This is a genomic window from Embleya sp. NPDC056575 (assembly GCF_042793325.1).
Lineage (GTDB): Bacteria > Actinomycetota > Actinomycetes > Streptomycetales > Streptomycetaceae > Embleya.
In genome coordinates, this window is the sequence record NZ_JBHTVA010000101.1 from 1 (window position 1) to 11970 (window position 11970).

The following is an 11970-nucleotide window of genomic DNA, read 5'->3' on the forward strand; positions in this document are numbered from 1 at the left end:
CCCCCGTTTCGGGAGCGCGGCGGGCGGTCGCCCAAGGCTTCAGCGGCGCAAGCCGGTGGGATGCCTACTTCTTGTTGCGACGCTGCACACGCGTCTTCTTGAGAAGCTTGCGGTGCTTCTTCTTCGCCATGCGCTTGCGACGCTTCTTGATGACAGAGCCCACCGACAACCCTCGCTCACGTGACGTTTCTACCGCGCGGAGCCGGATCAGCCCGCACAACTGGGGGTCAGCCTACTCGCCGCCCCGGCCCACCTCTAAACGAGGCGGTCCGTAATGCCCCCCTACGCTGTTTCCACGTAGGAGTCTCGCAGGTAGTCGTGGACGGCCTGCTCCGGAACTCGGAAGGACCGACCAACCCTGATGGCCGGCATCTCGCCACTGTGGACCAGGCGATACACCGTCATCTTGGACACCCGCATCACCGCGGCCACCTCGGCCACAGTCAAGAAGTTGACCTCGTTGAGAGGCCTCTCTCCAGAAGCCATGACGCACCGAACCATTCAGCACGCGTCGGGCGCCGGCTTCCCCTCCGGCGACTGCCACACGCACGTGCGTCCCTCCAGAGTAGTGGCGTGTGGTACCAGTGGGGAAGAGGAGTAGTTATCCCACCTGAATCGCCCATCAGGCTGTTTTACCGATCGATTCCGGACAGTCCGGACCGATCGAGCACGTACGCCATGACCGGTCCATACAGGTGTGGCGCCACGTTGTCGTCCAGCGGGACGACCACCTCGACCCGCCCCTCCTCGGCCGCCACGAACAGCGCGGGGTCGTTGCAATCCGCGAGGCCGATCGCCGCGACCCCCGCCTGACCTGCGCCTCCGGCCCAGCCGTGGTCCCCGATCAGCAGATCCGGCAGCGGCTCGGACCCGGCCGCCAACTCGGCCAGCATCGCCCGGATCCCGCGCGCGGAGTGGGTGTGTCGGAAATCTCCCGCGTCGTCCACCACCATCGCCACGTCGCCCCGATACCGGATCGCGCGACTTTGCCCGCCCTCGGCCGTGGGCGTGCGATAGCTCCACCCGGCGGCGGGGCGCAGGAGCGTACACCCCGCCTCGCGCAACACGCGCGCCAGCGTGCGGTACCAATCGCCTAGCCCGTCCGGGTGACCCGTGGCCACGATCACCCGCTCACGACGCTCGGCGGCGAGCGCGATCCGGTCCGCGTACGCGTCCAGCGCGGCCACGGTCAGGTCCGGGTCGATGGTGTCCTGCCCGCTGCGGTGGGCCGGGTCGGCCACCACTCCGCAACGGCGCGCCATCAGCGCGAGTACGTCGTCCGCGGTCCACCGACCGTCCGGCTCCAGGCCGAACAGATGGCCGGGATGCCGCTCGCTCATCAGTCGGTAGTGCCGGAGGTTGTTCTCCCTCGTGGTCGCCACATCGCCGGCGATCCGGCCGCGCACGAGATGGGAGCGAAGCTCCGAGGGGGTGGGAACCGCAACGGTCACGCACAGCTCCTTGGGTCACGGGTCGGGGTCACCGCAGGCGTCGGGACCACCGGGTCACAGGTCGAACATCGGGTCGAGGCCGTGCGCCGGGAAGACCGCCCGCCGGGTGGCCAGAATCGATTGGTCGGTGCGGTCCGCCGGGTCGTAGCCGGTGGAGAACGGCCGAAAATCGCCGGTCCCGCCGTCGGTCATCCGGTGCGGACCGGCCTGGCGGGTGAGCATCCGGACCTCTTCGCGCCAGTCGAGCGGCACCTCGCGGGTGGGCTCGATGGCATGACCGGCCGCCTCCGCCACCAGGTGCGTCCACGAGCGCGGCACCACGTCGATCGTCGCGTAGCCCCCGCCGCCGGTGGCTATCCAGCGCCCGCCGGCGTGTTCGTGGGCGAGCGTGTGCAGCGCGGCGTGTGCCGTGCGCTGCGCGTCCAGGCTCAGCGCGAGGTGGGCCAGCGGATCGTCCACGTGGGTGTCCGCGCCGTGCTGGCTGACCAGCACGTCGGGGCGGAAGTCCGCGAGCAGCGGCGGCACCACGGCGTCGAACGCGCGCAACCACGCGGCGTCGGCGATGCCGGGCGGCAGCGCGACGTTGACCGCGAAGCCCTCGGCGTCCGGCCCGCCGATCTCGCTCGCGAAACCGGTGCCCGGGAACAAAAAGCGCGGGCTCTCGTGCAGGCTGATCGTGAGCACGCGCGGGTCGTCCCAGAACGCCCGCTGCACACCGTCGCCGTGGTGTACGTCGATGTCCACGTACGCGACCCGCTCGGCACCGAGTTCGAGCAGGCGCGCGATCGCGAGCGCCGGGTCGTTGTAGATGCAGAACCCGCCCGCGGCGTCGGGCATCGCGTGGTGCAGCCCGCCCGCGAAGTTGATCGCGTGGTCCGCGCCGTCGGGGTGTTCCGGCCCGCGCCACACCGCCTCGGCCGCGGCGATCGAGGCGCCGGCGATCAGCGCGGACACCTCGTGCATCCCGGCGAAGGCGGGGGTGTCCTCGGTGCCGAACCCGAACGTGCCGTCGGCGATCCGGGGGTCGAGGGAGGCGGCGCGCACGGCGGCGGTGTACGCGTCGGTGTGCACCATGGCCAGGTCCGCGTCGGTCGCCGGCTTCGGGCCGCGCACCCGCAGTTCGGGGAGGGTATGCAGGCCGAACGCGCGGATCAGGTCGATGGTCAGGCGCAGCCGGACCGGGTTCATCGGGTGCCACGATCCGAAGTCGTACCCGGTCATCCCGTCGTCCCACAGCACGTGCACCGCTCGACTCATGCGGTCACGCTACCGCCCGGGCCGGTTCTCGATCATCGGTCGTGAGCGGGTTCACCGTGCGGGGCGAAGGCGCGGGCGAGCGGCAGTACGGCGAGCACCAGGAACATCGGCACGAGCATCGCCAGGCGGAACGAGGCCAGGTCGGCGATCCCGCCCACGAGCGGTGTGCCGATCAGGAAGCCGACGTAGTTGAAGATGTTGAGCCGGGCGACCGCCTCGTCGGCGTCCTCCGGCGACTGCCGACCACCCGCGGCGAAGGTCTGCGGGACCAGTACGCACAACCCCACGCCCAGGATCACGAAGCCGAGCAGGCCCACCGCGGCGTGCGGGGCGGCGAGTACGACCGCGAACCCGGCCGCCGCGACCACCGCGCCGCCGCGGACCACCTCGACCATGCCCCAGCGGCGCACCGCGAGGTCGCCGACGCCGCGGCCGACGAGGGTGGTGACCATGTACGCGATATAGGGGACCACCGCGAACGCCTCGGAGCTGTCCAGCACCTTCTCCAGGTAGACCGCACTCCAGTTCGCCACCGTCGAGTCGCCGATGTAGGCGAACGTCATGACCAGGCACAGCGGGATCAGCGGACGCCACGGCAGGGTACGGCGGGGCCGCTCCGGGTCGGCGGCCACGACCCGCGGCGCGTCGTCCACGCGCAGGTAGCCGGGGCCGACCACAAGCAGGGCCGGCACGGTCAGCGCGGCGGCGCCCGCGTACATCGCGACCAACGGCACCCCGCCCCACGCGCACAGCCCGGCCGCGCCCGCCCCGGCCAGGCCGCCGAGGCTGTACGAGGCGTGGAAGCCGAGCATGATGCTGCGCCCCGCGCGGGCCTGGATCGCCACGCCCTGCATGTTCATCGTGGCGTCGACCGCGCCCAGGGACAGCCCGAATACGAAGAGCACGATCGCCAACTGCCACAGCCGGTCCCCGGCGCCGACCCCGATCAGGGTGGCGCAGACGATCGGCTGGGACACCCGCAGCACGGTACGGCTGCCGAATCGCCGGGCCAGGGCGCCCGCGATCACGCTGCCCACACCCGCGACGATCGGCACCACGGAGAGCACCGCGGTGAGCGTGCCGTCGCCCATGTCGTAGCGGCGCTGGATCGCCGGGATCCGGGTGACGAGCAGCGCGAAGGACACGCCCTGGATCAAAAAGCACGCGAGCAGGCTGAACCGCGCACGGCGCAGCGTCTCGTCCTTGGCCGACCCGGTGGCCGGTTCTCTCACCCGCATGGGCGAGCACGCTACCGACGGGTCACTTCCACGGACAGGGGCCGAGGAGATCTTTTGATGAACCGTCAGATTCGCCGACCGGATAAAACCGGCGAAATCCGTCAAATGCCCAATAGTCCCGGCAGCTCGACCATGTCCTTGAACAGCGCGTCGGCGTCCGCGAGCCGTTCCGGCGGCGTCATCGCGGCGTGGCCGTACACGGTCATCCCGGCCGCCCGCGCGGCCTCGACCCCCAGCGGGCTGTCCTCGACCACCACGCAGCGCGCGGGATCGACGCCCATGGTCGCCGCCGCGTGCAGGAACAGGTCCGGCGCGGGCTTTCCCCGGGCGACGTCCTGGCTGCTGAAGATCACCGATTCGGGGAAACGCCCGATCAGCCCGGTGCGGGTCAACGCGAGCCGGATCCGCTCATGCGTGCCGGAGGAGGCCAGGCAGTACGGCACGCCCGCGGCGTCCAGCGCGGCCAGCACCTCGACGACCCCCGGCACCGCTTCGAGCTCGGCCCGGAATCCGGCGAACACCCGCTCGTGGTAGACGTGATCGAAGTCCTCGGGCAACGTGACGCCGTCCCGCTCGCGGACGATCGTGTGCACCCGGGCCATGGTGCCGCCGAGGTAGTCGCGCAGCGAGTCCTCGTAGGCGGTGGGCACGCCGAGTTCGGTGAGCAGCGCGGCGAGCACCCGGTTGGCGATCGGCTCGCTGTCCACCAGCACGCCGTCGTTGTCGAACAGGACCAGCTCCGGCCTCACGACAGGCCCTCGGCGATCTCCTGCGAACGGTTGCTCGCGGCCTCCAGGGCGGCGAGCAGCGCGGCACGCACGCCGTGGTTCTCCAACTCGCGGATCGCCGCGATCGTGGTGCCGGCCGGCGAGGTCACCGCCTCGCGCAGCAGCGTGGGGTGCTCGCCCGAGTCGCGCAGCATCACCGACGCGCCGATCGCGGCCTGCACGATCAGGTCGTGCGCGGCGGCGCGCGGCAGGCCGAGCAGGATGCCGGCGTCGGTCATCGCCTCGACCAGGAAGTAGAAGTAGGCCGGTCCCGAGCCGGACAGCGCGGTGACCGCGTCCTGCTGCTTCTCCGGAACCCGGATGGTCTTGCCGACCGATCCGAAGATCTCCTCGACCCGCTCCAGGTGCGCCTCCGTGGCGTGCGCGCCGCCGGAGATCGCGCTCATCCCCTCGTCCACGAGCACGGGGGTGTTGGACATGACGCGCACCACGGGGGTGCCTGCGGCCAGGCGCGCCTCCAGGAACCTGGTGGTGATGCCCGCCGCGCCGCTGACCACGAGCCGGTCGGCGGGTACGTGCGGGGCCAGTTCGTCCATCAGCGCGCCCATGTCCTGCGGCTTGACGGTCAGGATCAGGATGTCGGCGGCCTTGGCGGCCTCGGCGTTGCTCACCGCCTCGACGCCGTGGCGGCGGCGCAGGTCCTCGGCCCGCTCGGCGCGACGGGTGGTGACGAGGAGGTCGTCGGGGCTCTTGCCCGCCCGGATCATCCCGGACAACAGCGCTTCACCGATTTTCCCGGTGCCGACGACGGCGACCCGCTGAGCCATGGCCCCACACTTTCTCGCGTTCCTGGTCCGTCAGGGGCACGCCCGGTGCCCACGATGGCCACCGTACGGTACGTACACGTGTCCGAGGGTGGGCCTCGGCGCGGGCCCCGGGCCGCTCAGGGGGTGCGCCTGCGCAGGGTCAGCGCCCCGAGCCCGAGCGCGGCGAGCACGCAGCCCGCGATCACCGCGACGTCGCGCAGCAGCAGGCCGGAGACGTCGTGCTCGGTGGAGAGCCGGGTCATCGCGTCCACCGCGTACGACAGCGGAAGCACGTCGGAGACCGCTTCGAGCACCGGCTGCATACGATCGCGCGGCACGAACAGCCCGCACAGCAGGAACTGCGGCAGGATCACCGCGGGCAGGAACTGCACCGCCTGGAACTCGGTGTCGGCGAACGCGCTCACCAGCAGGCCCAGGGCCATTCCGAGCAGCGCGTTCAGGACCGCGACGCACAGGATCAGCCAGGTCGGCCCGACCACGTCCAGATCGAGCAGCCCGATCGCGAGCCCGGTGGCCACCGCCGCCTGGAGCACCGCGACGATGCCGAACGCGAGCGCGTAGCCGCCGATCAACTGCATCTTGCCGATCGGCATGGTGAGCAGCCGCTCCAGCGTCCCGGTCGAGCGCTCGCGCAGCGTGGCCACCGAGGCGACCAGGAACATCACCACGAACGGGAAGATCCCCAGCAGGGGCCCGCCGATGTGGTCGAACTGCTCCGGCCGGTCGTCGTAGAGCCAGTACAGCAGCGTGAGCAGCACACACGGCACCAGGAGCATCAGCGCGACGGTGCGCGGGTCGTGCCGCAACTGGCCGAGCACCCGGCGGGCGGTGGCGGTGGTGGCGGTGCCGGTCATGACGCGCTCCTCGGGGCCGACGCGGTCGCTGCGGTGGATGCGGCCGGTTCCGGCTCGGCGGCGGCGACCAGCGCCAGGAAGGCCGCCTCCGCGTCCCGGGTCCCGGTACGGGCCAGCAGCGCCTCGGGGGTGTCGTCGGCCAGCAGCGCGCCGTCGCGCAGCAGCAACAGCCGCTCGCAGCGCTCGGCCTCGTCCATCACATGGCTGGACACGAGCAGCGTGACGCCGCCGGCCGCGAGCCGGTGGAACAGGCCCCACAGGTCGCGGCGCAACACCGGATCCAGGCCGACCGTCGGCTCGTCCAGGACCAGCAGCTCCGGTGTCCCGAGCAGTGCGGCGGCCAGCGACACCCGGGCCCGCTGCCCGCCGGACAGCCGGGCCACCGCGGCGTCCTGCCGATCGGTCAGGTCCACCTCGCGCAGCACCCGGTCGAGGTCGTCGGCCGCGGCGCCGAGGAGCCGGCCGAAGTAGCGCAGGTTCTCCCGCACGGTCAGATCCGCGTACACCGACGGCGCCTGCGTCACATAGCCGATCGCGCTGCGCAGCCGCCGATGCCCGGCGGGCAGCCCGAGCACGTCCAGCCGCCCGCTCACCCGCGCCTGCACGCCGACGATCGCCCGCATCAGCGTGCTCTTGCCGCATGCGCTCGGCCCGAGCAGTCCGGTGACGCTCCCGCGCGGCACCACGAACGAGACGTCGTCGAGCACCACGCGCCCACCGCGCACGACCCGCAGCCCTTCGGCTCGGATCGCGTCCTCGCCATAATTCATCATGTGTTGAATATGCGCTCCCCCCATGGCGCCGTCAAGCGATTCCCTACGATTTCCCCCCGTCGGCGGAGGGAGCGACCATGTGGGCCGGTCGACCCCGGGAGCCGAAAGGGGCGCCCCGGCCGCAGCCGGGACGCCCCTTCGACAACGTGATACGCGCGACGCGTCAGTCGAACAACGACACGTCCCGCACCGCGCCCTTGTCCGCGCTGGTGGCCATCGCCGCGTACGCCTTCAGCGCCGTGCTGACCACCCGCTCGCGCTTCGCCGGGCGGTACTTGCCCAGGTCGTGCAGCAGGTGCTCGCGCCGCTCGGCCAGCTCCTCGAAGGAGACCTCCAGCTCGATCCGGCGGTTGGGGATGTCGATGGTGATGATGTCGCCGTCGCGCACCAGCGCGATCGCGCCGCCGGCCGCCGCCTCGGGCGAGACGTGCCCGATGGACAGCCCCGAGGTGCCGCCGGAAAAACGCCCGTCGGTGATCAGCGCGCACTTCGCGCCGAGCCCGCGACCCTTGAGGAACGACGTCGGGTACAACATCTCCTGCATGCCCGGGCCGCCCTTGGGGCCCTCGTAGCGGACCACCACCACGTCGCCCTCCTTGACCCGCTTGGTCAGGATGGCGTCGACCGCCTCCTCCTGCGACTCGACCACCACGGCCGGGCCGGAGAAGGTCCAGATCGACTCGTCCACGCCGGCGGTCTTGACCACGCAGCCCGCCTCGGCGAGGTTGCCGTACAGGATGCCCAGACCACCGTCGCGGCTGTACGCGTGCGCCACGTCGCGGATGCAGCCCGAGGCCACGTCCAGGTCGAGCGAGTCCCAGCGCTCCGACTGGCTGAACGCGGTGGCCGAGCGCACGCAGCCCGGGGCCGCGTGGAACAGCTCGACCGCCTCGGCCGAGGGCGAACCGCCGCGCACGTCCCAGGTCTTGAGCCATTCGGCGAGCGAGTCGGCGTGCACCGAGGTGACGTCCTCGTGCAGCAGCCCGGCGCGGTACAGCTCACCCAGCAGTGCCGGCACGCCGCCCGCGCGGTGCACGTCCTCCACGTGGTACGGCGCGTTGTTCGGCGCGACCTTCGCCAGGCAGGGCACCCGGCGCGAGAGCGCGTCGATGTCGGCCATCGTGAAGTCCAGCTCGGCCTCCTGGGCGGCGGCGAGCAGGTGCAGGATCGTGTTGGTCGAGCCGCCCATCGCGATGTCCATCGCCATCGCGTTCTCGAACGCCTTGCGGGTGGCCACGTTGCGCGGCAGCACGCTCTCGTCGTCCTGCTCGTAGTAGCGCTTGGTGATCTCCACGATCGTGCGGCCCGCGCCCTCGTACAGCGCCTTGCGCGCGGTGTGCGTGGCCAGCACCGAGCCGTTGCCCGGCAGCGCCAGGCCCATCGCCTCGACCAGGAAGTTCATCGAGTTGGCGGTGAACATGCCCGCGCACGACCCGCAGGTCGGACACGCGGCGTCCTCGATCCGCTCCAGGTCCTCGTCGGAGACCTTGTCCGACGCGGAGTCGGCGATCGCGGTGATCAGGTCCAGGTGCGGACGCACCCGACCGTCCACCATCACCGCGGTGCCGGCCTCCATCGGACCGCCGGAGACGAACACGGCCGGGATGTTCAGCCGCAGCGCGGCCATCAGCATGCCGGGGGTGATCTTGTCGCAGTTGGACACGCACACGACCGCGTCGGCCTGGTGCGCGTTGACCATGTACTCGACCGCGTCGGCGATCAGCTCGCGCGAGGGCAGCGAGTAGAGCATGCCCGAGTGGCCCATCGCGATGCCGTCGTCGACGGCGATCGTGTTGAACTCGCGCGGGATGCCGCCGGCGGCGGAGATCGCCTCGGAGACGATGCGGCCGACGGGCTGGAGGTGGGTGTGCCCCGGTACGAACTCGGTGAAGCTGTTGGCGACCGCGATGATCGGCTTGCCGAAGTCCGCACGCTTGACGCCTGCGGCCATGAGGAGCGCGCGGGCGCCCGCCATTTCGCGACCGTGGGTGACCGTCCGAGACCTGAGTTGCGGCACTGCACACACCCTCTCAGCAATTCACCGGTGGATCCGGGTGCTTTCGAGCTTACGTCCGCGACCGTGACCGACGGCGCGGCCGTCCACGATGCGACCGTCGGCGGCCCCCGCACGCCGAGCCGGCCGGGGCGCCCCGCGGGTGGGCGCGCGGCGGTCGGTCAACCGTTCAGGTGGCGCTGGAGGATCGGCGCGAGCCGGCGGACGAGTTCGGCCGCCGGCGTCGAGGCGATCGGCTCCAGGCACACCACGTAGCGGGTCAGCGCGACCCCCAGCAGTTGGCTCACGCACAAATTCGCGCGCAGTGCCGCGTCCGGGCCGCCGATGCCCTCGGCCAGGCGCGTGGTCAACTCCGCGCCGACGAACTCGCGAAAGGCCGGGTTGCCGCCCCCGTCCAGCACCACCGTGCGCAGGATGGCCAACAGCCGGGTGCCGGTGTCCGGGTGTTCCCACAACGCCACGAACGACTCGGCCAGCCGCTCGCCCGCGTGCTCGACGCCGTGCGCGAACACCGTGCCGATCAGTGTCTCGGGGTCCAGCGGCAGGTCCATGGCCGCGATGAACACCCGGTCCTTGGAGCCGAAGTAGTGGTGCACGAGGGCGGGATCCACCCCGGCGCCGCGGGCGATCGCCCGGACCGACGCGCCCGCGTAGCCGCGCGCGGCGAACTCGGTGCGGGCCGCCTCCAGGATCCCGGTCCGGGTCTGCGCGGCGTCCCCGCGCCGACCGGGCGGCCGGCCCGGGCCGCGCCGCCGGACGTCGGGCGCGCCGGGGGTGGTCTTCGGGTCAGCCATGCCGGCGCTCCGCCCCGGCCTCGGCCGCCAGGTGCAGCCGGGTGTACGCCAGCGCCTCGGCGAGGTCGGCCTCGCGCTCGGCGCGGCTGCCGCACCGGCGGGTGTTCACCTCGAGCACGACCGCGCCGGCGAAGGAGGCGCGGGCCAGGTGCTCCAGGACTTCCGCGCACGGCTGGGTGCCGCGTCCGGGCACCAGGTGCTCGTCCTTGAGCGAGCCGCTGCCGTCGGCCAGGTGTACGTGCCCCAGCCGGTCGCCCATCCGGGCCAGCATGTCCAGCGCGTCCGAGCGCGAGGTCGCGGTGTGCGACAGGTCGAGGGTGAAGTGCCGGTAGTCCTCGTCGGCGGGGTCCCAGTCCGGCGCGTACGCCGCGACCTCCTTGTCCCGGTAGCGCAGCGGGAACATGTTCTCCACCGCGAACAGCACGTCGGTCTCGCCGGCCATGCGCTCGATCCCGCGCACGAAGTCGCGGGCGTAGCTGCGCTGCCAGCGAAACGGCGGATGCACCACCACCGTGTGCGCGCCCAGCCGCACCGCCGCGTCCCGCGCGCGCACCAGCTTGGCCCACGGGTCGGTGCCCCATACGCGCTGGGTGATCAGCAGACAGGGCGCGTGCACGGACAGGATCGGCATCGCGTGGTGGTCGGACAACCGGCGCAGCGCCTCGATGTCCTGGCTGACCGGATCGGTCGAGACCATCACCTCAACGCCGTCGTAGCCGAGCCGGGCCGCGATCTCGAAACCGTCCGCGGTGGACTCGGGGTACACGGAGGCGGTGGACAGGGCGATCTTGGCGTCGGGCACCCGCAACACCGCGTCCGGCACGCGCGCCGCCGCCGGGTCGGACCCCGTACCCGTGAGTATGTCGTGGTCGGCCACGTCGCCCAGAGTAGAACCATCGACCGCCGGATCGACCTCGTCCCGCCGCATCGGCGCGTCCGATCCGAACCGAATCGCCACCCGACGCCCCGTCCGGCTCGACCCCCTCGGCCCCGATCGGCCCGATTCGTCCCGACCGACCCGACGCGTCGTCGCCGGCGGGCCTCAGTCCATCCAGTCCAGCCGGCGCAGGATGATCCCCTCCCGCAGCGCCCACGGACAAATCTCCAACGTGTTCACGTCGAACAGGTCCAACGCGGCGTCGGCCACTATGGCGCCCGCCACCAGCTGCGGCGCGCGCCCCACCGACACCCCCGGCAGCGCGGCCCGCTCGGTCGCGGTCATCGTCGCCAGCCGGGGCAGCCAGTCGGCCAGGCCGGTGCGGCTCAGCGAACGTTTGACGTAGGGGCCCTCCCCCGAGGACGGCGCGCCGGCGATCCGGGCGAGCTGCTTGAACGTCTTGGACGTGGCCACCACGTGGTCGGGTCGGCCGAGTCGGCTGAACTCGGCGACCGTGCGGGCGATCTCGGCCCGCACGTGCTTGCGCAGCACCCGTACCTCGTCCGTCGTGGGCGGGTCGGTGTGCAGCCAGTTCCGGGTCAGCCGGCCCGCGCCCAGCGGCAGCGAGGCGGCCGCGTCCGGTTCCTCGTCCACGCCCGCCGCGATCTCCAGCGAGCCGCCGCCGATGTCCAGGACGAGCAGCCGACCCGAGGACCAGCCGAACCAGCGGCGCACCGCCAGGAAGGTCAGCCGGGCCTCGTCCGCGCCGGTGAGCACCTGGAGGTCCACCCCGGTCTCGCTCCGCACCCGGTCGAGCACCGCCTCGGAGTTGGCCGCCTCGCGCACCGCCGAGGTGGCGAACGGCAGCAGGTCCTCGACGCCCTTGTCCTCGGCCACCTCGAGCGCCGCCGCCATCGTGCGGACCAGCAGATCTATCCCGTGCGGGGCGATGCCCCCGTCCGGCTCCAGCAGCTCGGCCAGGCGCAGCTCGCGCTTGTGCGAGTACGCGGGAAGGGGCCGAGCACCCTGATGGGCGTCGACCACGAGCAGGTGGACCGTATTCGAGCCCACGTCGAGAACACCGAGTCGCATGGTGACGAAGGTAATCCGTCGACCCGGGCCGGCGAGCGGGGGCGTTCCCTCGCTTGCCACGCCTT

General features: G+C 72.0%; 13 protein-coding genes. All 13 read right to left on the minus strand.

The genetic code is table 11. The features are described 5' to 3' along the window. Positions 1–64 precede the first annotated feature (64 nt). A complete protein-coding gene (locus ACFRCG_RS44395; protein ID WP_012854759.1) occupies positions 65–163 on the minus strand; it encodes a 30S ribosomal protein bS22 in 99 nt (32 codons plus the stop codon). 119 nt (positions 164–282) lie between these two features. Next, the gene (locus tag ACFRCG_RS44400; RefSeq protein ID WP_020549639.1) at positions 283–486 is read right to left on the minus strand and encodes a helix-turn-helix domain-containing protein; all 204 of its coding nucleotides are present in this window, start codon (positions 484–486) and stop codon (positions 283–285) included. 146 nt (positions 487–632) lie between these two features. After that, positions 633–1451, minus strand: coding sequence for a phosphatase (locus ACFRCG_RS44405; RefSeq protein ID WP_380042355.1), 819 nt, complete (start codon positions 1449–1451; stop codon positions 633–635). Between the two features lie 54 nt (positions 1452–1505). After that, entirely contained in the window at positions 1506–2708 is a 1203-nt protein-coding gene (locus tag ACFRCG_RS44410; protein WP_380042356.1) for an acetoin utilization protein AcuC, read from the minus strand. A gap of 32 nt (positions 2709–2740) precedes the next feature. Continuing rightward, positions 2741–3946, minus strand: a complete 1206-nt coding sequence (locus tag ACFRCG_RS44415; protein ID WP_380042357.1) for an MFS transporter — start codon at positions 3944–3946, stop codon at positions 2741–2743. A gap of 101 nt (positions 3947–4047) precedes the next feature. After that, entirely contained in the window at positions 4048–4695 is a 648-nt protein-coding gene (locus ACFRCG_RS44420; protein WP_380042358.1) for an HAD family hydrolase, read from the minus strand. Beyond that, complete coding sequence (gene proC, locus ACFRCG_RS44425) at positions 4692–5501, minus strand: pyrroline-5-carboxylate reductase (protein ID WP_380042359.1); 810 nt, start codon at positions 5499–5501, stop codon at positions 4692–4694. Before proC ends, ACFRCG_RS44420 begins: the two co-directional genes overlap by 4 nt. A gap of 116 nt (positions 5502–5617) precedes the next feature. Further along, positions 5618–6355, minus strand: coding sequence for an ABC transporter permease (locus tag ACFRCG_RS44430; RefSeq protein WP_380042360.1), 738 nt, complete (start codon positions 6353–6355; stop codon positions 5618–5620). Further along, positions 6352–7128, minus strand: a complete 777-nt coding sequence (locus ACFRCG_RS44435) for an ABC transporter ATP-binding protein (protein WP_380042361.1) — start codon at positions 7126–7128, stop codon at positions 6352–6354. The genes ACFRCG_RS44430 and ACFRCG_RS44435 overlap by 4 nt, the downstream gene beginning before the upstream one ends. A gap of 163 nt (positions 7129–7291) precedes the next feature. Then, positions 7292–9145 (minus strand): dihydroxy-acid dehydratase, encoded by a 1854-nt coding sequence (gene ilvD, locus ACFRCG_RS44440; protein WP_380042362.1) that lies wholly within the window; start codon positions 9143–9145, stop codon positions 7292–7294. 158 nt (positions 9146–9303) lie between these two features. Continuing rightward, positions 9304–9936, minus strand: coding sequence for a TetR/AcrR family transcriptional regulator (locus ACFRCG_RS44445; RefSeq protein ID WP_380042363.1), 633 nt, complete (start codon positions 9934–9936; stop codon positions 9304–9306). After that, the gene (locus tag ACFRCG_RS44450) at positions 9929–10744 is read right to left on the minus strand and encodes a sugar phosphate isomerase/epimerase family protein (RefSeq protein ID WP_380042380.1); all 816 of its coding nucleotides are present in this window, start codon (positions 10742–10744) and stop codon (positions 9929–9931) included. Before ACFRCG_RS44450 ends, ACFRCG_RS44445 begins: the two co-directional genes overlap by 8 nt. 234 nt (positions 10745–10978) lie before the next feature. Next, a complete protein-coding gene (locus ACFRCG_RS44455) occupies positions 10979–11905 on the minus strand; it encodes a Ppx/GppA family phosphatase (RefSeq protein WP_380042364.1) in 927 nt (308 codons plus the stop codon). Positions 11906–11970: the final 65 nt, after the last annotated feature.

Bases quoted from the DNA above. Each gene is read 5' to 3' on its own strand.
- ACFRCG_RS44445 (WP_380042363.1), bottom strand. From the start codon at position 9,936: ATGGCTGACCCGAAGACCACCCCCGGCGCGCCCGACGTCCGGCGGCGC.
- ACFRCG_RS44415 (WP_380042357.1), bottom strand. From the start codon at position 3,946: ATGCGGGTGAGAGAACCGGCCACCGGGTCGGCCAAGGACGAGACGCTG.
- ACFRCG_RS44400 (WP_020549639.1), bottom strand. From the start codon at position 486: ATGGCTTCTGGAGAGAGGCCTCTCAACGAGGTCAACTTCTTGACTGTG.
- ACFRCG_RS44410 (WP_380042356.1), bottom strand. From the start codon at position 2,708: ATGAGTCGAGCGGTGCACGTGCTGTGGGACGACGGGATGACCGGGTAC.
- ACFRCG_RS44430 (WP_380042360.1), bottom strand. From the start codon at position 6,355: ATGACCGGCACCGCCACCACCGCCACCGCCCGCCGGGTGCTCGGCCAG.
- ACFRCG_RS44455 (WP_380042364.1), bottom strand. From the start codon at position 11,905: ATGCGACTCGGTGTTCTCGACGTGGGCTCGAATACGGTCCACCTGCTC.
- ACFRCG_RS44435 (WP_380042361.1), bottom strand. From the start codon at position 7,128: ATGATGAATTATGGCGAGGACGCGATCCGAGCCGAAGGGCTGCGGGTC.
- proC (WP_380042359.1), bottom strand. From the start codon at position 5,501: ATGGCTCAGCGGGTCGCCGTCGTCGGCACCGGGAAAATCGGTGAAGCG.